Genomic DNA, 24,363 nt, shown 5'->3' with positions numbered 1-24,363 from the left:
GCTCAGATGCGTCCGCAGGGTCGCCGTCTGGGCGGCTTTTTCCGTTCATCGCCAGGCTCGCTCACGCGAGAGCGGCCAGGCTCGCCCACGCCAGAAAGGAGCGTCGTCATGCTGTTCGCTTCCCCTTCCATCAATGCGACCGGCCCCAAGGCCACGCGCATCGATCTGTTCAGCTTTTCAACCCCGCAGATGCGCGCGTTCCACATCACCTGGATGGCGTTCTTCGTCTGCTTCTTCGCGTGGTTTGCGGCGGCCCCGCTGATGCCGATCATCAAGACCGAGTTCGGCCTGAGCAAAGACCAGATCGCGAACATCAATATCGCCGCCGTCGCGGTGACGGTGATCTTTCGCCTGATCGTCGGCCCGCTGTGCGATCGTTTCGGACCGCGCCGGACGTACACCTGGCTGCTGCTGCTGGGATCGCTGCCGGTCTTCGGGCTGGCGTTCTCGCGCAGCTATGAGGCGTTCCTGTTCTTCCGCCTGTGCATCGGCGCGATCGGCGCATCGTTCGTCATCACGCAATACCACACCAGCGTGATGTTCGCGCCCAACGTCGTCGGCACCGCCAACGCGACGGTCGGGGGTTGGGGCAATGCGGGCGGTGGCGCGGCGCAGAGCCTGATGCCGCTGATCGTCGCCGCGATCGTCGGTCTCGGTGTCGAGCAGGCGTTCGGCTGGCGCGTCGCGATGTTCGTGCCCGGCGCCGCGATGATCGTCATGGCCTTCGTCTATGCCCGCTTCACGCAGGACACGCCCAAGGGGGACATCGTCGATCTGCGCGCGCAGGGCATCGCCGTCGACAGCGGCAAGAAGGGTGGCCTCGCCATCTTCCTGCAGGCGGCGGGCAATTATCGGACCTGGATGCTGGCGGCGGTCTATGGCGCGTCGTTCGGCGTCGAGATCTTCATCCACACGATCGCGGCGAGCTATTACGTCGATCGCTTCGGGCTGTCGCTGACCAGCGCGGGCTTCGCGGCCGGGATCTTCGGCGGCCTCGCCCTGTTCGGCCGCGCGCTGGGCGGGATCTTCAGCGACAGGATCGCGCTGTCCAAGGGGCTGGACGGCCGCGCCAACCTGCTGTTCGTGCTCATGCTGGGCGAAGGCTTGGGGCTGCTCGCGTTCGGGAACGCCGCCGGGGTGACGCTTGCGATCGTCACGATGACGGTCTTCGGCCTGTTCACGCACATGGCCTGCGGCGCGACCTATGCGATGATGCCGTTCGTCGATCGCAAGGCGCTGGGCGGCGTGGCGGGCGTGATCGGCGCCGGCGGCAACATCGGCGCAGTGCTGGCAGGGTTCCTCAACAAGGGCTCGGCCTCGCCGCAACAGTGCCTTGTGTACTTGGGCTATATCGTCGCCGCGACCGCCTTCTGCGCGCTGACGGTACGCTTCTCCAGCGCACACAAGACCTCGGAACAGTCGCTCCTCGATGCCGCACTGGCGGAGCGGCGGTCCGACCGCTTCGGCAATGGCGCGGTGGCCGCATGATCGGACGGCGGGCGCCCAGACGGCCGGCGGCTATGCGAGCCGCCGAGGATATGCAGATGAAGCGCGTGTTCTTCCTCCTGATCGGCTCGGCCTGTATCGGCACCGCCGCAGCAGCCCAGACGATCGACATCAAGCCACTGGTCGACGCGCGGCTCCGCTACGAGCATGTCGAGCAGGACGCGCTGCCCACCACCGACGCCGACGCGGTCACCATCCGCGTTCGGGCGGGCGTGCAGGCGACTGACGGTCCGCTGTCGGTGCTCGGCGAGGCTCAGGGCACGCTGGCGGTGGTGCCCGATTATTATGATGGCCTGCACGGCGCCATGACCCGGCCGCTCGTGTCCGACCCGCAGAACGTCGCGCTGTATCGCGCGCAGGTGCAGTACAAGACGACGCCGTTCACGCTCACCGCCGGTCGCCAGCGGATCGCGCTGGACGACGAGCGGTTCGTGGGCGCTGTGAACTTCCGCGACAACGGCCAGACGTTCGACGCGGTGCGAGCGCAGATAGCCCCCATCAAGGGCCTGAAGGTGGACGTCACCTACGCGTGGAGCGTCCGCACGATCTGGGGCGTCGACGGCGTCGGGGCGCGGCCGTCGCACATCGACGGCAATTACGTCTTCGGCAACGTCAGCTATGCCACTGCGCTGGGTACGATCACCGGCTTGGATATCTGGTCGACGAGGATCAGGCGGCGGTGCAGGGGTTCCGCCTGTCCAGCCAGAGCTATGGCGGTCGTTTCGCGGGTGCGCATGCCTTTTCCAAGCAGGTGAAGCTCGCATACCAGGCGAGCTTTGCGCGGCAGAGCAACTACGACAACAATCCCAACCGGTATGCCGCCAGTTACTATCTGGGCGATCTGGCGCTCGATTTGGGCGGTCCCAAGATCGGTGGTGGATACGAAGTGCTGGGCGCGAGCAGCGGCGTCGCGCTGACGTCGTTCCAAACGCCGCTCGCCACGCAGTTCAAGTTCCAGGGTTGGGCCAACAAGTTCCTGATAACGCCACCCGACGGCATCCGCGACCTGTATGGCAGTGTCGGCTATGGCGTGCCATCGATCGGTCCGCTAAAAGGTGTAGGGTTCAGCGCGATCTACCACCGCTTCGACAGCGATCGTCTGGTGCGTCACTATGGCAATGAGATCGATCTGCTGGCGAGCGCGAAAGTGACGAAGCGTACCGTCGCCTCGATCCGCTTCGCCGATTACAAGGCCGACCTGTTCGCCACCAACACACGCAAGTTCTGGCTGCAATTGGATTGGACGATCTGATGGAACATTCGACCGTCGAAGCCGGGACCGACCCGCGCCCGCACCTCGTCGTCGGCAACGGCATGGCCGGCTGCCGCGCGGTGGAAGAACTGCTGGAACGGGACCCCGACCGCTACCGCGTGACGATCTTCGGCGCGGAGCCGCTGGTCAACTACAACCGGATCATGCTCTCGCCGGTACTCGCCGGCGAAAAGACGTTCGACGAGATCGTCATCAACGGCGTCGACTGGTACGCCCGCCACGGCATCACCTTGGTCAGCGGCGACCCGGTGATCGCGATCGACCGTGAGGCGCGCGAGGTCGTCACGCGCGGCGGCGTGCGCAGCGGTTACGACAAGCTGCTGATCGCCACCGGCTCCGATCCGTTCATCATCCCGGTGCCGGGCAAGGACCTGCCCGGCGTCATCTCGTTCCGCGACATGAAGGACGTGGAGCACATGCTGGGCGCTGCCGAGCGGGCCAGGGAGACGGGGGCTGGCGATGCGGTGGTGATCGGCGGCGGGCTGCTGGGGCTGGAGGCGGCGCACGGGTTGAACCTGCGCGGCATGAAGGTGACGGTGCTCCACCTGCCGGGCACGCTGATGGAGCGGCAGCTCGACGAGGCGGCGGGCTGGTTGCTCAAGACCGCGCTGGAGGCGCGCGGCCAGACGATCCTGACGAGCGCCGATACCGCGGAGGTGGTGGGCACGACGCATGTCGAGGGCGTGCGGCTGAAGGACGGAACGCTGATCCCCGCCAGCCTGGTCGTCATGGCCGTCGGCATCCGGCCATCGGTCGCGCTGGCCCGCGCCGCCGGGCTCGACGTCGGTCGGGGCATCAAGGTCGACGACCATATGGTGACATCCGATCCCGACGTGCTGGCGGTGGGCGAGTGCGTCGAGCACGACGGCCTCGTCTACGGCCTCGTCGCGCCGTTGTGGGACATGTGCCGCGCGCTGGCGGACGGGCTCGTCGACGCGCATACCGGCTATCGCGGCTCCGTCACCTCGACCAAGCTGAAGGTGTCGGGGATCGACGTGTTCTCCGCCGGCGATTTCTCGGGCGGCGACGGGGCGGAGGATATCGTACTGCGCGATGCGGCGCGCGGCATCTACAAGCGCGTGGTGGTCAAGAACGACCGGGTCGTCGGCGCGGTGCTGTACGGCGACACCGCCGACGGTGGCTGGTATTTCGACCTGATGAAGCGGGGCGAGGATATCGCGCCCGTCCGCGACTTGCTGATCTTTGGCCAGACCTTCGCTTCCGGAGGAGGCGCGACGGACCCTAATGCGGCCGTTGCGGCACTGGCGGACTCAGGCGAGATCTGCGGCTGCAACGGCGTCAGCAAGGGCAAGGTCGTCTCGTGCATCGACGCGGGCGCGACGACGCTCGATGCGGTGCGCGGCGTCTGCAAGGCATCCGCCTCGTGCGGATCGTGCACCGGGCTGGTCGAGGCATTGCTCGCGATCACCTTGGGCGAGGAGTATGCGGGCGAGCGCACGACGAAGACGCTGTGCAAGTGCACGAGCTTCGGCCACGACGACGTGCGGCGCGAGATCGTCGCGCAGGCCATGCGCTCGATCCCCGAGGTGATGCAGAAACTGCACTGGTCGACCCCCGACGGCTGCTCGTCGTGCCGCCCCGCGCTCAACTACTATCTGCTCTGCGCGTTGCCCGGCGAGTATGTCGACGATCAGCAGAGCCGCTATACCAACGAGCGGATGCACGCGAACATCCAGAAGGACGGCACCTATTCGGTCGTTCCGCGCATGTGGGGCGGGTTGACCACCCCGCGCGAGCTGCGCGCGATCGCCGACGTGGTCGAGAAGTTCAACGCCCCGCTGGTCAAGGTGACGGGCGGTCAGCGGCTCGACATCTTCGGCATCAAGAAGGAGGATCTGCCGGCGGTGTGGGCGGACCTGAACGCCGCCGGCATGGTGTCCGGCCATGCCTATGGCAAGTCGCTGCGCACCGTGAAGACGTGCGTGGGAAGCGACTGGTGCCGGTTCGGCACGCAGGACTCGACCGGGCTCGGCGTCAAGATCGAGCAGATGACCTGGGGTTCGTGGATGCCGCACAAGTTCAAGATCGCGGTCAGCGGCTGTCCCCGCAACTGCGCCGAATCGACGATCAAGGACTTCGGCATCATCTGCGTGGATTCAGGCTACGAGCTGCATGTCGGCGGCAACGGCGGGATCAAGGTCCGCGTGACCGACCTGCTCTGCAAGGTCGCGACCGAGGCGGAGGCGATGGAGATGTGCGCCGCCTTCGTCCAGATGTACCGCGAGGAGGCGCGCTACCTGGAGCGGACCGCGCCGTGGATCGAGCGGGTCGGGCTGGCCCATATCCAGGCGCGGCTGCTGCCCGACGCCGACGAGCGCGCCGCACTCGCCGCGCGGTTCGTCCATTCCCAGCAGTTCATGCAGGACGATCCTTGGGCCGCGCGCGCGGCCGGTGCGGATGCGCAGGCGTTCACGCCGATGGCGACGCTGGAGATCGCATGATGGCCCCCTGCGACGATAGCCAGTGGATCGACATCGGCGCGCTCGATGCGATCCCGTCGCGCGGCAGCCGCACGGTGATCGTCGCCGGCGGCGAGCAGATCGCGGTGTTCCGCACCGGCGACGACGAGGCGTTCGCGCTCGTCGATCGCTGCCCGCACAAGGGCGGGCGCCTGAGCCAGGGGATCGTCCACGGCCACGCCGTCGCGTGCCCGCTGCACAACTGGCAGATCGCGCTGACAACGGGCGAGGCGCTGGGCGCGGATATGGGCTGTACGCCGACGATCCCGGTCCGCGTCGAGGCCGGGCGCATCCTGCTGTGCCGTGCGTCCAGCCTGGCGCGGGCCGCATGAGATGGTGGGCCTGAAATGACCGGCGCGGTCCGCACCACCTGCGCCTATTGTGGGGTCGGCTGCGGGATCGTCGCCACGCCGACGGGGGAACGGCCCGATGATCGTGGCGTGCGGATCGAGGGCGATGGGGATCACCCTGCGAATTACGGCCGGCTATGCTCGAAGGGCACGCACCTGGGCGAGACGGTGGGGCTGGAAGGCCGTCTGCTCCACCCGATGATCGGCGAGCGGCAGGTGGGCTGGGACAAGGCGCTGGACACCGTCGCGCGTCGCTTCCGCCAGACGACCGCGCAACATGGCCCCGACAGCGTCGCCTTCTACGTATCGGGGCAGTTGCTGACGGAGGACTATTACGTCGCCAACAAGCTGATGAAGGGGTTCATCGGGTCGGGCAACATCGACACCAACTCGCGGCTGTGCATGGCGAGCGCAGTGGCGGGGCACGTCCGAGCGTTCGGCGAGGACGTCGTGCCCGCGAGCTACGACGATCTCGACGTGGCGGACCTGATCGTGCTCGTCGGCTCGAACACCGCCTGGTGCCATCCGGTGATCTACCAGCGGATCATGGCCGCGCGCGCTACGCGGGGCTCGAAGCTGGTGGTGATCGACCCGCGCCGGACCGAGACCGCGGACGAGGCGGACCTGCATCTGGCGATCCGGCCGGGCAGCGACGTCGCACTGATGACGGGTCTGCTCGCCTGGTGCCGCGCGGCGGGGACGGTCGACGAGGATTATCTGGACGCTCACGTCTCGGTGCCCGGCGATTTCTGGGCGAGGCTGGGCGAGGGCAACGACCTGTGGTCGGCCGCACGGGCCTGCGACGTGCCGGCGGCGACCCTCAGGCGGTTCTACGAACTGTTCGCCGCGACGCCGTGCACCGTCACCTTGTTCAGTCAGGGGATCAACCAGTCGCTGACCGGCACCGATCAGGTCAATGCGATCGTCAACGTCCATCTCGCCACTGGCCGGATCGGCAAACCGGGAGCCGCGCCCTTCTCGATCACGGGCCAGCCCAACGCGATGGGTGGCCGCGAGGTCGGCGGGCTCTCCTCCAGCCTCGCCGCGCACATGGATTTCACGCCGAAGAACGTCGCTCGGGTCGGCAGGTTCTGGGCCTCCCCGGGAATGGCCACGAAGCCTGGGCTGAAGGCGGTCGACCTGTTCCGCAGCGTCGGCGAGGGCCGGATCAAGGCGTTGTGGATCATGGCCACCAACCCCGCGGTGTCGATGCCCGACGCAGGCCGGGTGCGCGAGGCGATCGCCGGCTGCCCGTTCGTGGTCGTATCCGACGTGATCGAGCGGACCGACACGTCGGCGCTCGCGCACGTCCGCCTCCCCGCGGCGGGATGGGGCGAGAAGGACGGCACGGTCACCAACTCCGACCGCACGATCAGCCGCCAGCGTGCCTTCCTTCCGCCTGCCGGGGAGGCCCAGCCCGACTGGTGGATCGTCAAGGAAGTCGGCCGCCGGATGGGGTGGAAGACCGCCTTTGCCTATGAGCACCCGGCCGAGATCTGGCGCGAGCATTGCCGGCTGTCGACCTATCAGAATGGCGGCGAGCGGCTGTTCGAGCTGCCCGGCCATGCCGGGCGCGGCACTGCCGATTATGACGCGATGGCCCCGTTCCGCTGGGGCGGCACACCGTTCGCGGACGGGCGCTTTCCGACGCCCGACGGCCGCGCGCGGCTGGTGCCCGTGGCGCAGCGCCGGCTGGCCGCACCGCTCCTCCAATGGCCGATGACGCTCAACACCGGCCGGTACCGCGACCAGTGGCATACGATGACCCGCACCGGCTTGTCGCCGAAACTCGCGCGGCATCGCGAGGAGCCGCTGGTGGAGATTCACCCAGCCGACGCCGCTGCGCTGGGTATCGAGGACGGCGCAATCGCGCGCATCGAGACGCCGTCGGGTGAGAGCGTCTATCGCGCGACGCTGGTCGACAGCCAGCGGCGCGGCGAGTTGTTCGTGCCGATCCACTGGACAGACCGGACCGCGAGCGCCGGCCGCACCGGGCTGCTGCCGCGGCCTACCGCGGATCCGATCTCCGGCCAGCCCGGCTTCAAGGCGACGCCGGCGCGGGCGAGCGCGCATCTGACCGACTGGTGCGGGTTCCTCGTCACGCGCGATCCGCTGGCCGGGCCTCCCGGCTGCGCATGGGCGGTGCGGGTCGCGGTGTCCGCAGGCGAGCTGTGGGAACTGGCCGGCACGGGCGCGTCCGAGATGCTGGAGGCGGTGCTCGCGGGCGGCGAGCGGATCGAGACACGCGATCCAGCACGCGGATCGTGGCGGGTCGCCACGCTGGTCGATGGTCGGCTGACCTCCGCGTTGTTCGTCGCCCGACCGGGGATGCTCCCCGCGCGGGACTGGCTGATCGCGCAACTCGCGGAGCCGCTGGCCGCGCCCCCGTTGCTCGCCGGTCGCGCGCCCGGCGTGCAGGTCGATCGCGGGACGATCGTCTGCGCGTGTTTCGACGTCGGCCTGAAGACGATCCTCACCGCCATCGCCGACCACCAGTTGCGTGACGTCGCCGCCATCGGTTCGGCGCTGGGTGCGGGCACCAATTGCGGGTCGTGCCGTCCGGCGCTCGCCCGGCTTCTTCCGCCGCCGCAGGAGGCCAGCCTTGTCATCCTCTGACTTTCCGCCTGGCACCGTCTGGCTCGTCGGCGCGGGGCCGGGTGATCCGGAGTTGCTGACCCGCAAGGCCGAGCGACTGATCGCCGCCGCCGACATCGTGTTCCACGATGCGCTGGTGGGCGAAGGCGTGCTGGCGCTGGTACCCGTCGGTGCCGAGCGGGTGAGCGTCGGCAAGCGATCGGGCCGCCACTCGAAGCCGCAGGAAGCGATCGACGCGGTGATCGTCGCCGCGGCGCTCGCCGGCCGACGCGTCGTGCGGCTGAAGGGCGGCGATCCGTCGATCTTCGGCCGGTCGACCGAGGAGATCGATGCGTGTCGCGCGGCCGGCGTGCCCATCCGCCTGTGCCCCGGCATCACCGCCGCCAGCGCGGCGGCGGCGGCGGCCACAACATCGCTGACGCTGCGTGGGCTCGCGCGCAAGCTGACCTTCGTCACCGCCCATGCGCGCGCGGGCGAGCCGCTGGATCTCGCGTGGGACACGCTGACCGCGAGCGATGCGACGCTGGCCGTCTACATGGGCCGTGCCGCCGCGCCCGAGATCGCGCGCCGACTGATCGCCGCGGGGCGCGACGCTCGCACCCCCGTTCTGGTGGCGGTGAACGTCAGCCTGCCCTCGGAGCGCATCATCCACGGCACGTTGGCCTCGCTCGCCTTCCTGGTCGAGGCGATCGGCGACGACGACCCGACCCTGTTGCTGATCGGCGAAAGCGTGGCGAGAGAAGGCCGCGGACGGACAGTACCGGCGTCCGCTGAGACCGGGCGGCGGTCGGATGTTCTATTGACCTGAGCGCGCGCGAGCGAGTTCGCACCTTACTGTATCGTCGAGGGTTAGAACCGCCGGACTTGCCGGGGCAGGCTTCGTGCGGGTTGATGCAGAGCGCGATCGCGCGGCGCAAGTCCTTCGAACTGGCAGCGATCGCCGCCCCCACCGAGACGAGGCACGCCCGTCCTGAGTTCAACGAGGGGGCACGCCGCGATTGCAAACTCGAGGGATCGGTTGAAATCCTCGCCACTTGGGTCGGCGGCCGAAAAGCTGAGGCTAATAGCGAACAACCTCTTGTAGGCGCATCTGGCCCGCGTTGAGGAAGCAGGCTTTCGAGAACACGCCCGATGAAATTGCGTTCGGCAGGCGTATATCGGCCATCCCCGGTAAAGCATCTAGCGCCGCATCGAAGGAGCGGTCGATCTGAGATAGGAAAGCCAGGATTGTACCTGTGTCCCGCGCGAAATGAGAAAGGGTTTCTAGTTGTTCAGCCAGAGGGGGCTTGGCGCGTTGCTGGTCTAGAATCTGGAGGTAGTCGATAACGGCTACCGACCCTCTCGGCGAGCCGGTCAAATGTCGAACGATCAGATCGGCGCTGATCTCTTCTGATGTCACGATTTCCGGCGGATGATCCTTACCGTCGAGCGACTGGATGCGACTCAATGCTTCCTGATCTGTATATTCCAACGTGAAAAACACCGCTCGCCGCCCTTCGCGTACCGCGTCGATCAGAAGACTTAAACCCAGCATCGTCTTGCCGCGCCCTGGTCGAGCACCGAGCAGCAGCATGTCTCCATCCATAAGGCTTGGAAGCATAGCGGGTGGCATAGCTCCTGCCGCCAAGCGGGCGGAAAGTGCACTCCAGGCAAGGAACCCCTCCTCACGGGCGATACGATCCTGTGCTTCGTGCAGCGGTATCCTCGCTTTGCGGGCAAGTGACTTAGCCCGGCGCTTCAACTGATAGATCGGGGCAGACAACAGCATCGTGGAACCTCCTCCCGAGCAACTGCCGCAATCCCTCCTTCTGCGAACGCCCGGCCAGATGGTCCGATGATCTTCGTCGCCCCGTATGTGCGATACTTCCCCGATCGGAGGGAGGAGGCGCGGGCCAAGCCTGTCTCGGCAACTATCGCACCCGCTCAGGTGGAGCAACCCCACGGCGGAGGATCGCGCTGCTGATTTGGCTGCCGGAAAACGAAGGGTCGTCAAGAAAGCCGGAGCGTTCCTGATCGGGATCGAGTTGTGGGATGCCGCTTACCACCCGTGCTGCTGCACGTAACCGATGAACGCCTTCAACGGCGCAGGCACATGGTCTCGGCCATGGTAGTAAAGGAACGGGCCGCCGAAACTCTGCCACCATGGCTCCAATACCGGTTCAAGCGCGCCGCTATCCAGCATCGGCCTCAGCCAGTCCTCGAAGAGATGCACGACGCCGCATCCACTGATCGCGGCTGAGACGGCAAGGTCCATCGCGCTGACGTCGACGACCACGGGCCCGGTCGGCTCGATCCTCACGGTCTCGCCGCCATGCTCGAACTCCCACGCGGCAACAGCGCCGCTTCCGAACCGGCCCGGCAGGCAGGCATGATCGATCAGATCGTTGGGATGCCGGGGTCGTCCGTGGCGCGCCAGATAGGCTGGGGAGGCAGCGGTCGCGAACCACTGTCTGGCAGGCCCGATCGGCACCGCGACCATGTTCTTGGTCAGCCGCTCGTCATAGCGGATGCCGGCGTCACAGCCTGCGGCAAGGATGTCGACGAAACCGTGCTCGGCCGCGATCTCGACGCGTATGGCGGGGAAGGCCTCGACGAAGCCGGGCAGGATGTGCGGCAACACGAGGCGCGCCGCGTTGACCGGCACGTTGAGGCGGATCGTCCCGCTGGGTGCCTCGCGATAGTCGTTGGCACGGTCGAGCGCCGCCTCCACATCGGCCATCGCCGCCTGCAATCGCTCCAGCACATGGCCGCCCGCCTCGGTCGTGACGACGCTGCGGGCCGTTCGGTTGAGCAGGCGGACGCCCAATTGGCTTTCGAGTCGCTTCACGGCCCCGCTGAGGCTCGACGCGCTGATGCCGGTCGCCTCTGCCGCATCGCGAAATCCTCCCGCGGTCGCAACCGCGACGAAGGCGCGGGCAGCAGGCAGGTCGGCGACCATTGTTCAAAAGTCCGTACAGCATGTGAGGCGATTGGCGTATTATCTGATGCAATCAGAGCCCCTATGTCTCCTTGCGAAGGAGATCAATCATGGCAGATCCAAAGCGTATCGCGATCGTCACCGGCGGTAGCAGGGGCATGGGCCGCGACACGGTCATGCGCCTGGCCGAGCGTGGCGTCTCGTCGATCCTCACCTACAACAGCCGGCGCGACGAGGCCGACAAGGTCGTCGCAGCCGTTCAGGAGGCCGGTGCCGCCGCGGTGGCGCTCCAACTCGACGTGGGCGAGGCGGCCACCTTCGACAGGTTCATCGGCGGAGTTCGTGATGCGCTCGTCACCCTTGGCGCTGAGCGGTTCGACTATCTCGTCAACAACGCCGGCACCTCCTCGTCGGCAACGCTGGCGAACGGCACCGAAGCGGAACTGGACACGCAATTCGCGGTCCACTTCAAGGGGTCGTTCCTGCTGACGCAGAAACTGCTGCCGCTGATGAACGACGGCGGGCGGATCGTGAACGTCTCGTCCGGGCTCGCGCGGTTCTCCTATCTGGGACGGTCGATCTACGGACCCATGAAGGCGGCTGTCGAGGCACTGACCCGCTACATGGCGTTGGAACTGGGGCCGCGCCGCATCGCCGTGAACGTCGTCGCACCGGGCGCCATCGCCACCGATTTCAGCGGGGGGATCGTGCGCGACAACCCGGAGGTCGCCAAAACGCTGGCCTCGCATACGGCGCTTGGTCGGGTCGGCGGTCCAGAGGATGTCGGCCCGGTCATCGCGGGCCTGCTTTCCGACGAGTTCGGCTGGGTCAATGCGCAGCGGATCGAGGTCGCCGGCGGCATACAGATCTGACTGTCTCCAGCTTGACGGTCGGACTTGGATGACGACGCGGAGTCTGTCCATGCGGCCCGTGTGCGGGATCGGGAACCCGCCCGGGCGCGTCGCGAAGGAGCCGACGATGGACGAGGTGCGCACGCTCGTGCTGCGCAAGGTGGCGATCTTCGAACGGGCGCAGGCGTGCGAGGATCGGGGCTCACAGGCTCGATCAAACCGGTCGGCTGCGCGGAAGATCAGTCCCGATAGCCCGGGCTGACCCTGTCGAGCTTCCTCAGCAGCGCGGGCCAGGCGAGTTTCTGCGCCAGCCTGCCCATGCCCGCCGGGTTGGACTGGTGCGCCACCTTGTCCTCCACGCCCCGCTCGGGATCGTGAAGGTTTTCGCGCCCGGCGCTGAGCATGTGGACCTGCGCCTCGCAGGCGCGCTCCAAGAAATAGAGCCGCAGGAAGCAGCTCGCGACGCTGTCGCCCACCGTCAGCGTGCCGTGGTTGCGCAGGATCATCGCGTGCTTGGTGCCGATATCCGCCACCAGCCGCTCGCGCTCGTCGAGGTCGGTCGCGATGCCCTCGTAATCGTGATAGGCGACGTCCGCGCCTGCGATCATCGACGTCTGGGTATGCGGCAGCAGGCCGAAGCGCATCGCCGACACCGCCTGGCCATGGGGGGTGTGCAGGTGCATCACCGCGCCCGCATCGACGCGCGCCATGTGCAGCGCGGAGTGGATGGTGAAGCCCGCAGGATTCACAGGATGCGTCGCGGGACCGACCGGCTTGCCCTCCACGTCGATCTTGACGAGCGACGAGGCGGTGATCTCCTCGAACATCATGTCATAGGGGTTGATGAGGAAATGGTGCTCGGGGCCGGGAACGCGCGCCGACAGATGCGTGAAGATCAGGTCGTCCCACCCGTATAGCGCGACGAGGCGGTAGGCGGCGGCGAGGTCGACGCGGGCCTCCCATTCGCCGGGGACCATCTGCGGCTGGGTGTCGTTCGAGACGGCGGGGGACGCGAGGCTGACCATGACGCTCTCCTGGGTTCTTTGGACATGGGGTACGCCTTTTGGGGGGCGGGGAGAAGAGGGCCCCGATCCTCCGTCATCCCGGGCTCGACCCGGGATCCCGCTTCTTGCTCGGCTGATCGGGGAGTCGGCCCGAGGTTAAGAACGGGCGTCGTGGCGGAGCCACGCCGTCGAACGGATCGGCTGAGGTCTCGGCCGTCCGCCGGCCGCGCTTGGCTCGGCTTTGCCGAGCCTGCGCGGTAGGGGGCTTCTGTTGCCCGGTGCCCCCCGAACCGCTGGAATCCGCTTCTGTTGCCCGGTGCGGTCCAACCGCGCTCTTTTAGAATAACCTCAGGCCGTCAGGCCCTCAGTTACGCCGCAATCGCGAGTGCTTCGTTATCGTTGGCACTTGTGTAATGGGCCGTTGCGGTGGTCCCATTCCGAGCGAAACGCTGCGCCTTTCAATGCCCGTCGATCCTGGTTCGGCCCCATCAGCTGAGCCGCTCGGCCGGCACGCTTCATGCGTGCTGGCTGACCGGCTCAAGTGGTGGAGCCGCCGGGTACTGCCCCCGGGTCCGCTGCATCTATTCTACGCCGCGATTTATCGCCATAGCCGGGCGGACCCGGCACGATGTGATATAGTCGGTTCCGCGCGCGCCGCAACGCCCTTCCAAATCGGTCCGGTCCGGCCTTTCGCTTGCCACAAACCGGGTGCAATCAGACCCCATGTTGACCCAGCGTTCCCGCTACGCGCTCCGCGCGATGCTGTTCCTCGCCGAGGCGCCGCCGGGCGGAGGCCCGATCCCGATGACGCGCATCGCGATCGAGGCGACCGTGCCGCGCAAGTTCCTGGAACTGATCCTCGCCGACCTGCGCGAGGCGGGGCTGATCGCCTCCACGCGCGGCAAGATGGGCGGATATCGCCTCGCGCGGCCGACGCACCTGATCTCGCTGGGCGAAATCATCCGCGTCATCGAGGGGCCGCTGGCGCTGATCCCCTGCGTCAGCCGCACCGCCTATCGCCGCTGCGCCGACTGCCGCAGCGAGGCGGACTGCGCGATCCGCGACGCGATGATGCGCGTCCGCGACGAGACGGCGCGCATCCTCGACGGCACCAGCCTGGCTGACGCGGCGACGCGGGAGATGGTCGCGGCTTGATCTGATCCGCTCACGCGGATGTAGCGGTACCGGCCCTCTCCCCCACCCGGCCTCCCACAGAGTATCCTTGATGGGAGGCCGGGTGGGGGAGAGGGCCGGTACCGCGCTCGTCGGAACGGCGAGCCTGACCTAAAGCACCCGCCCCTTCAGCTCGTCCCTGATCTCGCGCAGCAGAGCCACTTCGGTCGGCTCGGGCGCGGGGACGGCGGCGGACTTGTTCTTTTCGACCTCGAAGATCGTCGTCGCGCGGTTCACCGAGCGGACGATCAGGAAGATGATGAACGCGACGATCAGGAAGTTGACGAGCTGCGTCACGAACGCGCCATAGCCGAGCAGCGGCACGCCCGCCTTCTTGAGCGCGGCATAGTCGCTTGATCCGGCGAGCGCGGCCGGTACCTTGTCCTTGGACAGGACGATGAAATAGCCCGAGAAATCGAGCCCGCCGAAGATCTTGCCGATGATCGGCATCAGCACGTCGTCGGTCAGCGACGCCACGATCCGGCTGAACGCCGCGCCGATGATGACCGCGACCGCGAGGTCGAGCACGTTGCCGCGCGCGATGAACGATCGGAACTCCTTGAGCATGGCCGCCTCCCCGTTGTGGACCCGAAGGCTATCGCACCGAATGGCGGTCGCCAAGCCCGCCGCGGTGTCCTATACCGGCGATACAGCAGGTGGTGAGGATGCAGTCGATGAAGTTTCGTTCGGGGATCGTGATCGCGTCGGCCGCCGCGCTCGGCGGCTGCGGCATCAACTCGATCCCGACGCAGCAGGAGGCCGCCAAGGCGCGCTGGGCCGACGTGCAGAACGAGTATCAGCGCCGCGCGGACCTGATCCCCAACCTCGTGTCGACCGTGAAGGCGGCGGGCGCGCAGGAGAAGGACATATTGGTGCAGGTGACGCAGGCGCGCGCGCAGGCGAACACCGTCCACCTGTCGGGCGACGACCTGACCGATCCCGCCAAGGTCGAGCGGTTCGAGCATGTCCAGGCGGGCATCGGCACGTCGCTACAGCGGTTGCAGGAGGCGTATCCCGAGCTCAAGAGCCAGGGCAATTACACAACGCTGATGAGCCAGCTCGAGGGCACGGAGAACCGGATCGTGATCGCGCGACGCGACTACAACGACGCAGTCCAGAGCTACAACACGACGATCCGCACCTTCCCCGCCGCGATCGGCGCCAAGGTGGTGTACGGCGCGAAGCCGATGGTGCCGTTCACCGCGACGACGCAGGACACGCAGAACGGCGTCGCGCCGACGGTGAACTTCGGCAACGCGAGCTGATCGGGTGACGCGTCTCGCCCGGCGGCTCTCTGCGTCCCTGGTCGTCCTGCTCGCGCTGGTCGCGTCGCCGGCGCTGGCCCAGCAGGCGGATGCCGGCATCACGCCGCCCAAGTTCACCGGGCTGGTGGTGGACGCCGCCAACGTATTGCCGCCGGCGACCCGCGCCGATCTGACGGCCAAGCTCCAGAAACTGGAGACGGACACGCACCGTCAGCTCGTCGTCGCGACGATCCCGGATCTGCAGGGCCGCGACGTCGAGGATTACGGCTATCGGCTGGGGCGGACGTGGGGCGTCGGGTTGCGCGACGTCAACAACGGCGCGATCCTGTTCATCGCCCCCAACGAGCCGGCCGGGCATCGTGGGCCCCGGATCGAGGTCGGCTATGGGCTGGAGCCGGTGCTGACGGATGCGCTGTCCAGCGTCGTCATCAACCAGGACATGCTGCCGCGCCTGAAGGCCGGCGACGTGCCCGGCGCGATGGAGGCGGGAACGGACGCGCTCATCGCGCAGCTTCGTGCCTCTCCCGACGAGGCGAAGGCGCGCACTGATGCTGCGGTGACGGCGTTCGACAAGACTCACCAGCGCTCCGCCTCGCGCAGCGGCGGCGGCGGCGGGATCGGCCTGATCTTCTGGCTGATGGTCATCGGCTTCTTCATGCTCAGCCGGTTCCGGCGCGGGGGCGGCGGGCAGCGGTACGGCGGCGGCTCGGGGCTCGGCTCGGCGATCCTGTGGGGCTCGGTGCTCGGCAGCATGAACCGTGGCGGCGGCGGCGGCTGGCCCGGTGGCGGCGGTGGCGGTTCGTCCGGTGGTTGGGGCGACGGCGGCTTCTCGGGCGGCGGTGGCGGCTCGTTCGGCGGCGGCGGCGCGTCGGGGGACTGGTGATGGTGCTGACCGACGAGGATCGCGCGCGCGTCGCGGCGGCGGTGACAGCGGCGGAGACGACCACGGACGCCGAGGTCGCGGTGATCGCCGCCGCGCGGTCCGACGACTATCGCGACGCCGCGCTGCATTGGACGGTGCTCGCCATGCTGCTGATCGTCGCGGGCCAGGCGTTCGTGCCGGACCATTTCGCCCGGTTGCTCGACGTGCTGCCGGGCGCGGATCGCTGGGGCGAGGGGGCGCCAGCCGGTGATCTGCTGGCGCTGGCGGCGGTGCTCGCGGCGCTGGTGTTCCTGGCCGGGCAGGCGCTGTTCCGCGGCCCCGCCTTGCGCGTCGCCTCCGCGCCCCATGCGACGCGGGCGCGGCGGGTGCGGGGGCGCGCGATCCTGCTGTTCCGCACCGGCGTCGAGTCGCGGACCGCGACCCGCACCGGCGTGCTCCTGTACTTGTCGATTGCCGAACGGCGGGCGGAGATCGTCGCGGATGCGGCGGTGACGGCGGCGGTGGCGCCGGAGGAGTGGGGCGCGGCGATGGTCGCGCTGACGGCGGAACTGAAGGCCGGGCGCGCGGGCGACGGGCTGGTCGCCGCGGTCGGGCGCATCGGCGCGGTGCTGGCGCAGCACATCCCCTATACCGGCACCGATCCCAACGAGCTGCCCGACCGGCTGATCGAGCTTTGAGCGATCCGGTCGAGACGCCCTGGCACGGCAGGTTCCTCGAGATCCGCACGCAGGGGACGTGGGAATATGCGGCGCGGCGCGGCGACCTGCATGCCGCGGTGATCCTGGCGATCCACGAGGGCGCAGTGATCCTGGTGGAGCAATACCGGACGCCACTCGGCTGTCGCACGATCGAGCTGCCGGCCGGTCTGGTGGGCGATCAGCCTGTCGAGGATGGGCACGAGCCCGAGACGGTCGAGGCCGCCGCCGCGCGCGAGCTGGAAGAGGAGACCGGTTATCGGCCCTCGCGGATCGAACCGCTCGGCGTGTTCGCCTCGTCGCCCGGCATGACGAGCGAGACGTTCACGCTGGTCCGCGCGACCGGCCTGACGCGCGTGGGCGACGGCGGCGGCGAGGAGGGGGAGGGCATCACCGTCCACACCATCCCGCTCGCGGCGGTGGCGGGGTTCGTCGCGGCGAAGCGCGCCGAGGGATATGCGGTGGACGTCAAGATGCTGTTGGTGCTCGCTGGTGGATTCCTTGCCTGACGATGGCTATCAGCGAGCGCGGCTCGGTTGCGCCGGTTCGCTCGCCGTCTTCAACATCGTTTCCATGGGTTCGCTCGCATCCATATTTGCGGCGGGACCATATTCAAGCGTTGAGCAGGCATGGTGGTATCGGGGCGGATCGATCGGCCTGTTGATCGTCGGTGGGATTGGTCCGGTGCTGATTCTTTGTACGATTGCCCGACGATCGGCGCGCCTGACGGTCGCGTTGACGTTATGGATGCTGATCGCTTTGGTCCTGCTGGTTGGCTACGTCTTTAACTCGGGTGGTGGCATCTGATCGAGCGGATTACCTTCATCCGTTCACCCTGAGCTTGTCGAAGCCTGTCCTGAGCGCCTGCCCTGGCAGGCAGTGAAGGGGGCTGCTTCTCTTCTGCCCGTCGCGAAGAGAGAAGGACAGGGCTTCGACAAGCTCAGCCTGAACGGACCCCTGAACGGACTAGAGAACAGCGGCTACCGAAAATTGTCCGCGTACGCCTGCAGCTTCAGCGAGCGTTGCGGCGCGGGCGCGATGTGGAAGGCCCAGCCCTCGCGCTCGGCGTGCGCCACCGCCGCCTCCGAGCTGTCGAAGTACAGTCGGATCTGGTCGCGCGTGTCGCCGCTGCCCGCCCAGCCGGTGAGCGGATCGGGGCGCTTGGCCTCGGCGGGGTCGAACTCCAGCACCCAGCGACCGGCGCGGCCCTTGCGGCCGGAGGACATGGAGCTCTTGGGAGCCTGATAGATGCGGGCGGTGGGCATAGGGTGTCCTTACTTCCTTCCGCTCACCCGCGCATCCGCCTTTTTGGTGCGCAGCGTCGGATCGGCGGCGGCGGGGTCGTCGGGCCAGGGGTGGCGGGGGTAGCGGCCGCGCATCTCCTTCGCCACCGCGCTCCAGCTTCCTGTCCAGAAGCCGGGCAGGTCGCGCGTCGTCTGGATCGGGCGCCCGGCCGGCGAGGTGAGGCTGAGCACCAGCGGCACGCGCGCCGAGCCCACCGCCGGATGCTCGGCGAGGCCGAACAGCGCCTGGACGCGCAAGGTCACGGTTGGGCCGGCCTCCGCGGCATAGTCGATCGCGTGGGTGGAGCCGGCGGGGCTGGCGAAGTCGGCGGGGGCGAGCCGGTCGATCGTGCGGCCGCCGTCCCAGCCGAGTAGGCCGCGCAGCGCGTCGGTCAGCGCGCCCGGCGGGATCGCGTCGAGGCGCCGCCGGCCCGCGAGCAGCAGCGCCAGCCACTCATCGAGCCGATCGATCAGCGCGGCGTCATCGAGCGGCAGGCCGGCATAGGCGGCGCGGGCCCGCAGGGCCGTGGCGCCCTCGCTCCACGGCAGCAGCGCGAGCCCGTGGCGGCGCACGCCGTCCAGCAGCGCGGCGGCGATGGCGGCGGGGTCGGCACGGTCGTCGGGGCCGGCCGACAGCTTCAGCGCACCCAGCCGCCGTTCCCGGCTCGCCTGTACGCCGCCGGTCGCCGGATCGAAGGCGACGGTGCGGTGGACGGCGATGCGGTCGCCGAACAGCGCCTCCAGCGTTGCCAGGTCGATCGCCGCGCCGGACAGGATGCGCGCACCCGCCGCCGACCCTTGCGTCTCCGCGACCGCCAGCCACTCCGCGCGGGCGAGCGAGGCGGCGGGATCAAGCCGAAACCCGCGTCCGCCGACGCTCGCCCAATGCTCGCCCGACGCATCGCGCCGGCGCGCGACGCGATCGGGGAAGGCGAGCGCGATGCAAGCTGTGACGTCGTCACCCTCACCCTTCCGCGGCTCCGCCGCTCCCTCCCTCTCCCATCGGGAGAGGGAAGGGGCCCGCCCGCGCAGCGGGTGGGAAGGGTGAGGGCGACCAGATTGCACCAGCCCGGCCCACCGCTCCGCCATCCGCCGCGCGGCCTGCGCCTTGGCTCCGCGGTCGCCCCGCCAGCGGCGCAGGCGCACTTCCAGGTCGACGTCCGGCCCGCCGAGCCCGCGCTCGCCCAGCAGCACCGCCACCTCGGCGGCGACGCTCGCTAGTCCCAGGTCGCCGGCTCGTACCAGCATGTGCGCCAGCCGCGGCGCGAGCGGCAGGGTGGCGAGCGCGCGGCCGTGCGGCGTCGGCCGGCCGTCGGCATCGAGCGCGTCCAGCGTCAGCAGCCGCGCGCGCGCCTCGCTGACCGCCGCGTCGGGCGGCGGATCGATCCAGGCGAGCGCGCGCGGATCGGTGACGCCCCAGATCGCCGCCGCCAGCACCAGCCCCGACAGGTCCGCCTCCACGATCTCCGGCGGGTCGAAGCGGGGCAGCCCGGCGGTCGCGGCGGCTTCCCACAGACGGTAGGCGACGCCCGGCGCCTGGCGCGCGGCGCGGCCGGCGCGCTGGGTCGTCGCCGCCTGGCTCGCGCGCTCGGTGACGAGCCGCGTCATCCCCGCCGCGCGATCGTAGCGCGGGCGGCGCGCGAGCCCTGAATCGACGACGATCCGCACGCCGTCGAGCGTCAGGCTGGTCTCCGCGATGCTGGTCGCCAGCACCACGCGGCGCCGTCCGTCGGGATCGCGGACGAGCGCGGCGCGCTGGTGCGCAGGGTCGATCTGGCCGTGGAGGAAGTGGATCGCCACGTCGAGGTTCTCAAGCCGCTCCGCCGTACGCTCGATCTCCGCGACGCCCGGGAGAAAGGCGAGCAGATCGCCCGGCGCCTCGCGCAGCGCCAAGCGGATCGCGGCGGCCATCGCATCCTCGATCCGCTGCTCGCCCGCCCGGCCGAGATGGACCAGCTCGAGCGGGTGGCTCCGCCCTTCGCTCTCGATCACCGGCGCGGGTCCTGTACATGGATCGGCCATCAGGTCCGCGAACCGCGCGCCGTCGAGCGTCGCCGACATCGCCACCAGCCGCAGGTCGGGCCGGAGCGAGCCCTGGACGTCGAGCGCGAAGGCTAGGCCGGTGTCGCCGTCGAGGCTGCGCTCATGGACCTCGTCGAACAGCACCGCCGAGACGCCGGCAAGCTCCGGGTCGGCCTGGATGCGCGCGACGAAGATGCCCTCGGTCAGCACCGTCAGCCGGGTCGCGGCCGACCGCCTGCTGTCCATCCGCGTCGCATAGCCGATCGTGCGGCCGACCGGCTGGCCCAGCGTGGCGGCGATCCGCTCGGCGGCGGCGCGGGCGGCGAGGCGGCGGGGGGACAGGAGCAGCACCTCGCCCGTACACCACGGCTGCCCAAGCAGCGCGGGGGCGACCGCGGTCGTCTTGCCCGCGCCCGGCGGCGCGACCAGCACCAGGTTCGGCCCCGCACGCAGCGCGGCCAGGATCGCGGGCAGCACGGTCTGGATCGGGAGCGACGCCATCGGACTCGTCGATGGCACGGATCGCCGCCCGCGCAAGCCCCGAGCCGCCGATCGACATTCGCGGGATCATGACGCAACCGATGGGTAGGAAGCGGCGCGTGCCGGTGATAGGCAGTCGGCCATGCTCGGGCACTCACACCACGGTCACGATCACGGCCACGACCACGGCCATGCGCACGGCCATCCGCACGCCGAAGACCATCACGGCCACGCGCATGGCCATTCCCATGGCGGCCACGGCCATTCGCACGCCCCCGCCTCGTTCGACCGCGCCTTCGCGGTCGGCATCGCGCTCAACATCGCTTTCGTGATCGGCGAGACCGTCGTGGGCCTTGCGGTCAACTCGGTCGCGCTGCTGGCGGATGCGGGGCACAACCTCAGCGACGTGCTGGGGCTGGCGGTCGCCTGGGGCGGGGCGGCGCTTGCGCGAACCGCGCCGACCAAGCGCTTTACTTATGGCCTGCGCGGGTCGACCATCCTGGCGGCGCTGCTCAACGCGCTGCTGCTGCTGGTCGCGCTGGGCGCGATCGTGCTCGAGGCGATACAGCGGTTGCGGCTGGGCGACGCGCCGACGGTCGCCGGGATCACGATATCGGAGGTCGCCGCCGTCGGGATCGTCGTGAACGGGCTGACAGCCTGGCTGTTCGCGAGCGGGCGCAAGGGCGACGTCAACGTCCGCGCCGCGTTCCTGCACATGGCGGGCGACGCGATCGTCTCGGCCGGCGTCGTGCTGGCGGGGATCGCGATCTGGTACTCGCACCTCGGCTGGATCGATCCGGTCGTCAGCCTGGTGATCGCCGCGCTGATCTTCTGGCAGACATGGGGCCTGCTGCGCGAGACGGGGGAGATGGCGCTGGCCGGCGTGCCGCGCGGCATCGATTACGACGCGGTCGCGACCGCGCTGTCCGGCCTGCCTGGCGTGACGGCGGCGCACGACCTGCACATCTGGCCGATGAGCACGACGGAGACGGTGCTGACCGCGCACCTCGTCATCCCGGCGGGCCACCCGGGCGACACGTGGCTGGACGACGCGCAGGAACTGCTCCGCCGCCGGTTCGGCATCGGCCACGCGACGCTGCAGGTGGAGACGGGCGAAGGCCCGGACTGCGGCCTGAGGAGCGCGGCGGTGGTGTGAGACGCGGGGCGGGCGTGGCGCGCTGCGGGTGGCACGGCCGGCTTGAGGGGAAAGCGGTCTGGCAGCTTTGGTGCATCTGACCGTTCAAGCAGATATCAACAGCCCTGCTCCTTGATGCTATGGGCTCAGCACAGGTGTCGTCCAAGCAAGGCAACGTGGTTTGGCAGGCTCAGCGAGGTAGGCTCATCGCTGTATCAATGGGCGACAGCCGATTTCGCTACAGGCCTGTCGCAGACGTCGACTTCGTGAGCGTAGATAACCGAAAGCAGGAACAGACCAAAACCCGAGGCGATCGTCCACACGAAGATTCTATCCATAAACCAAGCATGAATTATCATATGCTGGTGGAAGATGAACGGCCACGCAAGGACAGGAACATTAGATCCTGCAAGCAACATCGCCTCTTGGCGAAAACGATGACGCCACGCAGCCCAACCACCTGATACCAAAGCAATCAGGAACACGCCGAAACTCAAGGGCCCCAAGCCCGGTGCGAGTGCGTCCATGTTTCCGACTATCGAACTCAGCAGATTCCGATCGCTGAACATCGGGTCCAGTGAACCGTTGATCCGTTGTTGCGCGGCCCTACCGACGATATGCAACGCTTCGGGACCAAATACCACAGCTACTGCCGCTAACTTGGTCAGGGCCGCTGCCGCAGCTGCTGTCACATAAGCGAGAGCACTGAGCTTGATGACGAAAGATCGTCGCTCTGACTCTTCAAGGGCGAACCAGGTCAATCCAGTAACCGCTGCTAGGCCGAGCGGTAGTCCTCCAGTAAGAAGTTCGAATACCATTGTGAGGGAGCCGAACAGTGAAGCTGCTAATGCTGCCGATCTAGCCGACAGCTTCCCAGTATTGACGGCTAGAAATACTATGTATCCGATCAGAACGGCATCGGCAGGCCCATGGCCAAGGGACTGCCCGAACATCTCAAGGCCAAAGAAACGCGAGAAGCTGATAATAACGACGAGGAAAACCGAATGTTCACGTACTGCCTGACCAAGACTGATCCTCAGCATGCAAATACCAATGCCTATTAGCAGAAGAGCTTCAATCATTAATCTGTAAAAGTCACGAATACTCTTTATTGAAAAGTAAGGTAGAAGAAATCGGACTAAGACAGTGCTTCCATGCAAATAATTATGATAGAAATGGTTTCCGCTCGCCTGATCGGCTTGAAGAGCCTTGCAAACATCTGGAGCGGAAGCAAACGGGATTGTGGGACTTACAGCCAACTCCCTTGGTCGAGCTCGCTGATCCAACGCCATTCCTAATATCAGGCAATCGTTGAATTGATGCTTGCCCCGATTGGTATCCCCAGCAAGGTAGTCACCGACCAGCGCCTGAGTTGCAAATGCCTCATGGATGCGCTCACTCCCTCCGCGGCCAAGGCTCATCTGGGTCAACCAGAGAAGGGACAGAGTCGTCAGGGCACCGATCGTAGTAGCAAGTGCTAGCCAAATGATAACTCTTGACCAGGAAAACTGATATTCTTCCTTTTCGAGATTACCTGTCCCCACGCTACCCCTCCGATCAAGACGGTCTAATGCCGTTTGATGATGGAGTCGTTAACCAACTCGTATAATCGAGTGGCTGGGAGGCCCGTGTCGCAAGCTGACCCTGCCGACCGACAAGGTTTAGTAGACCGAGCATGATGCCGGACTTCTGCGATCAGCAAGTTTCGGCACGTTCGGATGGATTGAACCGCGGTCGTGCTTATTGCCCATCCAAGATGCGATCAACGCGTGACCGCGGATCAAGTCCGGGGTGATGGAGATGGGTCACGGGACCCCCCTCAATACGGCCGCGCGACCGCGAACTCGACGGCCTCGACCATCGTCTCCTTCGCCTTGCTCGCCGCGAACGGCCCCAACGCGTCGATCGCGCGCTGGCCGTAGTGGCGGGCGCGGGCGAGCGTGTCGTCGATCGCACGGGTGGCGCGGACGCGGTCGACGGCCTCGGCCAGATCGTCGTCCGAGTTGCGGTGGCCTGCGATCGCCGCCTTCCAGAACGCCCGCGCCGCCGCATCGCCGCGCGCGTGCGCCAGGATGACGGGCAGCGTCATCTTGCCCTCCCGGAAGTCGTCGCCCGCATCCTTGCCCATCGTGCCCGCGTCCGAGATATAGTCGATCGCATCGTCGACGAGCTGGAACGCGATGCCGAGGTTGCGGCCATAGGCATCGAGCGCCGCCTCCTCCGACTCCGGCCGCTCGGCCACCACCGCGGCGATGCGGCAGGCGGCGGCGAACAGCGCGGCGGTCTTGGCGTCGATGATGTGGAGGTAGCGTTCCTCGGGCAGGTCTAGCCGGCGCGCGGCGGTGAGCTGGTTGACCTCGCCCTCCGCGATGATCGCGCTGGTGGCGGACAGGATCTTGAGCACCTTGAGGCTGCCGTCCTCCACCATCAGCTCGAACGAGCGGCTGAACA

21 protein-coding genes, 1 other RNA gene and 2 pseudogenes (1 of these 24 running past the window's edge) are annotated in these 24,363 nt (G+C 67.9%); 15 read left to right on the top strand and 9 right to left on the bottom strand.

What is annotated here, in order from left to right; all coding sequences use genetic code 11:
• Positions 1-108: 108 nt before the first annotated feature.
• From ACFE65_RS00945 to cobA, 6 genes and pseudogenes are all read left to right on the top strand, one after another.
• A complete protein-coding gene (locus ACFE65_RS00945) occupies positions 109-1,488 on the top strand; it encodes an MFS transporter (RefSeq protein WP_375380446.1) in 1,380 nt (459 codons plus the stop codon).
• A 56-nt stretch (positions 1,489-1,544) separates the two neighbouring features.
• Positions 1,545-2,758, top strand: a pseudogene (locus ACFE65_RS00940) (alginate export family protein).
• Positions 2,758-5,241, top strand: a complete 2,484-nt coding sequence (gene nirB / locus ACFE65_RS00935) for a nitrite reductase large subunit NirB (protein ID WP_375380445.1) — start codon at positions 2,758-2,760, stop codon at positions 5,239-5,241. The pseudogene ACFE65_RS00940 and the gene nirB overlap by 1 nt, the downstream one beginning before the upstream one ends.
• Complete coding sequence (gene nirD, locus ACFE65_RS00930) at positions 5,238-5,591, top strand: nitrite reductase small subunit NirD (RefSeq protein ID WP_375380444.1); 354 nt, start codon at positions 5,238-5,240, stop codon at positions 5,589-5,591. The genes nirB and nirD overlap by 4 nt, the downstream gene beginning before the upstream one ends.
• A 15-nt stretch (positions 5,592-5,606) precedes the next feature.
• Complete coding sequence (locus ACFE65_RS00925; RefSeq protein ID WP_375380443.1) at positions 5,607-8,225, top strand: molybdopterin-dependent oxidoreductase; 2,619 nt, start codon at positions 5,607-5,609, stop codon at positions 8,223-8,225.
• Complete coding sequence (gene cobA / locus ACFE65_RS00920) at positions 8,212-9,012, top strand: uroporphyrinogen-III C-methyltransferase (RefSeq protein ID WP_375380442.1); 801 nt, start codon at positions 8,212-8,214, stop codon at positions 9,010-9,012. The genes ACFE65_RS00925 and cobA overlap by 14 nt, the downstream gene beginning before the upstream one ends.
• Positions 9,013-9,264: 252 nt before the next feature.
• Here cobA and ACFE65_RS00915 read toward each other — a convergent pair whose 3' ends face one another.
• Together ACFE65_RS00915 and ACFE65_RS00910 are read right to left on the bottom strand one after the other, a co-directional pair.
• On the bottom strand, positions 9,265-9,972 hold the full coding sequence (locus tag ACFE65_RS00915; RefSeq protein WP_375380441.1) for a DNA helicase: 708 nt from the start codon (positions 9,970-9,972) through the stop codon (positions 9,265-9,267).
• A 270-nt stretch (positions 9,973-10,242) separates the two neighbouring features.
• Positions 10,243-11,142, bottom strand: coding sequence for a LysR family transcriptional regulator (locus ACFE65_RS00910; protein ID WP_375380440.1), 900 nt, complete (start codon positions 11,140-11,142; stop codon positions 10,243-10,245).
• Between the two features lie 89 nt (positions 11,143-11,231).
• Here ACFE65_RS00910 and ACFE65_RS00905 point away from each other — a divergent pair, with 89 nt between their 5' ends.
• The gene (locus tag ACFE65_RS00905) at positions 11,232-11,993 is read left to right on the top strand and encodes an SDR family NAD(P)-dependent oxidoreductase (RefSeq protein WP_375380439.1); all 762 of its coding nucleotides are present in this window, start codon (positions 11,232-11,234) and stop codon (positions 11,991-11,993) included.
• 28 nt (positions 11,994-12,021) lie between these two features.
• On the top strand, positions 12,022-12,234 hold the full coding sequence (locus ACFE65_RS00900) for a hypothetical protein (RefSeq protein ID WP_375380438.1): 213 nt from the start codon (positions 12,022-12,024) through the stop codon (positions 12,232-12,234).
• Here ACFE65_RS00900 and ACFE65_RS00895 read toward each other — a convergent pair.
• Both ACFE65_RS00895 and ssrA read right to left on the bottom strand, forming a co-directional pair.
• Positions 12,212-12,997 carry a class II aldolase/adducin family protein gene (locus tag ACFE65_RS00895; RefSeq protein ID WP_375380437.1) on the bottom strand — a complete coding sequence of 262 codons (786 nt, stop codon included), beginning with the start codon at positions 12,995-12,997 and terminating at the stop codon, positions 12,212-12,214. The genes ACFE65_RS00900 and ACFE65_RS00895 overlap by 23 nt on opposite strands.
• Positions 12,998-13,232: 235 nt before the next feature.
• Positions 13,233-13,640: a transfer-messenger RNA gene (gene ssrA, locus ACFE65_RS00890) on the bottom strand.
• A gap of 59 nt (positions 13,641-13,699) precedes the next feature.
• Here ssrA and ACFE65_RS00885 point away from each other — a divergent pair.
• Positions 13,700-14,131 carry an RrF2 family transcriptional regulator gene (locus ACFE65_RS00885; RefSeq protein WP_375380436.1) on the top strand — a complete coding sequence of 144 codons (432 nt, stop codon included), beginning with the start codon at positions 13,700-13,702 and terminating at the stop codon, positions 14,129-14,131.
• Positions 14,132-14,260: 129 nt separating this feature from the next.
• Here ACFE65_RS00885 and mscL read toward each other — a convergent pair whose 3' ends face one another.
• A complete protein-coding gene (gene mscL, locus ACFE65_RS00880; protein WP_375380435.1) occupies positions 14,261-14,716 on the bottom strand; it encodes a large conductance mechanosensitive channel protein MscL in 456 nt (151 codons plus the stop codon).
• 107 nt (positions 14,717-14,823) lie between these two features.
• Between mscL and ACFE65_RS00875 the strand changes: the two genes are divergently transcribed.
• Genes ACFE65_RS00875 through ACFE65_RS00855 form a run of 5 tightly spaced genes read left to right on the top strand, consistent with a single transcriptional unit; the run spans position 14,824 to position 17,799 of the window.
• Positions 14,824-15,414 carry a LemA family protein gene (locus ACFE65_RS00875; protein ID WP_375380434.1) on the top strand — a complete coding sequence of 197 codons (591 nt, stop codon included), beginning with the start codon at positions 14,824-14,826 and terminating at the stop codon, positions 15,412-15,414.
• Positions 15,415-15,418: 4 nt separating this feature from the next.
• The gene (locus ACFE65_RS00870) at positions 15,419-16,297 is read left to right on the top strand and encodes a TPM domain-containing protein (protein WP_375380433.1); all 879 of its coding nucleotides are present in this window, start codon (positions 15,419-15,421) and stop codon (positions 16,295-16,297) included.
• Positions 16,297-16,974 (top strand): TPM domain-containing protein, encoded by a 678-nt coding sequence (locus tag ACFE65_RS00865; protein WP_375380432.1) that lies wholly within the window; start codon positions 16,297-16,299, stop codon positions 16,972-16,974. Before ACFE65_RS00870 ends, ACFE65_RS00865 begins: the two co-directional genes overlap by 1 nt.
• On the top strand, positions 16,971-17,501 hold the full coding sequence (locus ACFE65_RS00860) for an NUDIX hydrolase (RefSeq protein WP_375380431.1): 531 nt from the start codon (positions 16,971-16,973) through the stop codon (positions 17,499-17,501). Before ACFE65_RS00865 ends, ACFE65_RS00860 begins: the two co-directional genes overlap by 4 nt.
• Complete coding sequence (locus tag ACFE65_RS00855; protein WP_375380430.1) at positions 17,494-17,799, top strand: hypothetical protein; 306 nt, start codon at positions 17,494-17,496, stop codon at positions 17,797-17,799. Before ACFE65_RS00860 ends, ACFE65_RS00855 begins: the two co-directional genes overlap by 8 nt.
• A 173-nt stretch (positions 17,800-17,972) precedes the next feature.
• On the opposite strand, the gene ACFE65_RS00850 is transcribed toward ACFE65_RS00855, so the two are convergent.
• Together ACFE65_RS00850 and hrpB are read right to left on the bottom strand one after the other, a co-directional pair.
• Positions 17,973-18,257 (bottom strand): ETC complex I subunit, encoded by a 285-nt coding sequence (locus ACFE65_RS00850; protein ID WP_375380429.1) that lies wholly within the window; start codon positions 18,255-18,257, stop codon positions 17,973-17,975.
• A gap of 9 nt (positions 18,258-18,266) precedes the next feature.
• On the bottom strand, positions 18,267-20,798 hold the full coding sequence (gene hrpB / locus ACFE65_RS00845; protein ID WP_375380428.1) for an ATP-dependent helicase HrpB: 2,532 nt from the start codon (positions 20,796-20,798) through the stop codon (positions 18,267-18,269).
• A 121-nt stretch (positions 20,799-20,919) separates the two neighbouring features.
• Here hrpB and ACFE65_RS00840 point away from each other — a divergent pair, with 121 nt between their 5' ends.
• Positions 20,920-21,933, top strand: a complete 1,014-nt coding sequence (locus ACFE65_RS00840; RefSeq protein ID WP_375380427.1) for a cation diffusion facilitator family transporter — start codon at positions 20,920-20,922, stop codon at positions 21,931-21,933.
• 194 nt (positions 21,934-22,127) lie between these two features.
• Here ACFE65_RS00840 and ACFE65_RS00835 read toward each other — a convergent pair whose 3' ends face one another.
• Both ACFE65_RS00835 and ACFE65_RS00830 read right to left on the bottom strand, forming a co-directional pair.
• Positions 22,128-23,456: a hypothetical protein gene (locus ACFE65_RS00835; protein WP_375380426.1), complete on the bottom strand. Its 1,329-nt coding sequence runs from the start codon at positions 23,454-23,456 to the stop codon at positions 22,128-22,130.
• Positions 23,457-23,731: 275 nt separating this feature from the next.
• Positions 23,732-24,363: pseudogene (locus ACFE65_RS00830) on the bottom strand (polyprenyl synthetase family protein) (it continues 383 nt past the right edge of the window).

Source organism: uncultured Sphingomonas sp., assembly GCF_964237335.1.
Classification (GTDB): Bacteria; Pseudomonadota; Alphaproteobacteria; order Sphingomonadales; family Sphingomonadaceae; genus Sphingomonas.
The sequence above is the reverse complement of the archived record's forward strand: the minus strand, read 5'-3'. Positions and strand labels throughout refer to the sequence as shown.

What these genes read in the sequence shown, in the direction of transcription:
- ACFE65_RS00945 (WP_375380446.1), top strand. Translation starts at nt 109, where the DNA reads ATGCTGTTCGCTTCCCCTTCCATCAATGCGACCGGCCCCAAGGCCACG.
- nirB (WP_375380445.1), top strand. Translation starts at nt 2,758, where the DNA reads ATGGAACATTCGACCGTCGAAGCCGGGACCGACCCGCGCCCGCACCTC.
- nirD (WP_375380444.1), top strand. Translation starts at nt 5,238, where the DNA reads ATGATGGCCCCCTGCGACGATAGCCAGTGGATCGACATCGGCGCGCTC.
- ACFE65_RS00925 (WP_375380443.1), top strand. Translation starts at nt 5,607, where the DNA reads ATGACCGGCGCGGTCCGCACCACCTGCGCCTATTGTGGGGTCGGCTGC.
- ACFE65_RS00915 (WP_375380441.1), bottom strand. Translation starts at nt 9,972, where the DNA reads ATGCTGTTGTCTGCCCCGATCTATCAGTTGAAGCGCCGGGCTAAGTCA.
- ACFE65_RS00910 (WP_375380440.1), bottom strand. Translation starts at nt 11,142, where the DNA reads ATGGTCGCCGACCTGCCTGCTGCCCGCGCCTTCGTCGCGGTTGCGACC.
- ACFE65_RS00905 (WP_375380439.1), top strand. Translation starts at nt 11,232, where the DNA reads ATGGCAGATCCAAAGCGTATCGCGATCGTCACCGGCGGTAGCAGGGGC.
- ACFE65_RS00900 (WP_375380438.1), top strand. Translation starts at nt 12,022, where the DNA reads ATGACGACGCGGAGTCTGTCCATGCGGCCCGTGTGCGGGATCGGGAAC.
- ACFE65_RS00895 (WP_375380437.1), bottom strand. Translation starts at nt 12,997, where the DNA reads ATGGTCAGCCTCGCGTCCCCCGCCGTCTCGAACGACACCCAGCCGCAG.
- ACFE65_RS00885 (WP_375380436.1), top strand. Translation starts at nt 13,700, where the DNA reads ATGTTGACCCAGCGTTCCCGCTACGCGCTCCGCGCGATGCTGTTCCTC.
- mscL (WP_375380435.1), bottom strand. Translation starts at nt 14,716, where the DNA reads ATGCTCAAGGAGTTCCGATCGTTCATCGCGCGCGGCAACGTGCTCGAC.
- ACFE65_RS00875 (WP_375380434.1), top strand. Translation starts at nt 14,824, where the DNA reads ATGAAGTTTCGTTCGGGGATCGTGATCGCGTCGGCCGCCGCGCTCGGC.
- ACFE65_RS00865 (WP_375380432.1), top strand. Translation starts at nt 16,297, where the DNA reads ATGGTGCTGACCGACGAGGATCGCGCGCGCGTCGCGGCGGCGGTGACA.
- ACFE65_RS00850 (WP_375380429.1), bottom strand. Translation starts at nt 18,257, where the DNA reads ATGCCCACCGCCCGCATCTATCAGGCTCCCAAGAGCTCCATGTCCTCC.
- hrpB (WP_375380428.1), bottom strand. Translation starts at nt 20,798, where the DNA reads ATGGCGTCGCTCCCGATCCAGACCGTGCTGCCCGCGATCCTGGCCGCG.
- ACFE65_RS00840 (WP_375380427.1), top strand. Translation starts at nt 20,920, where the DNA reads ATGCTCGGGCACTCACACCACGGTCACGATCACGGCCACGACCACGGC.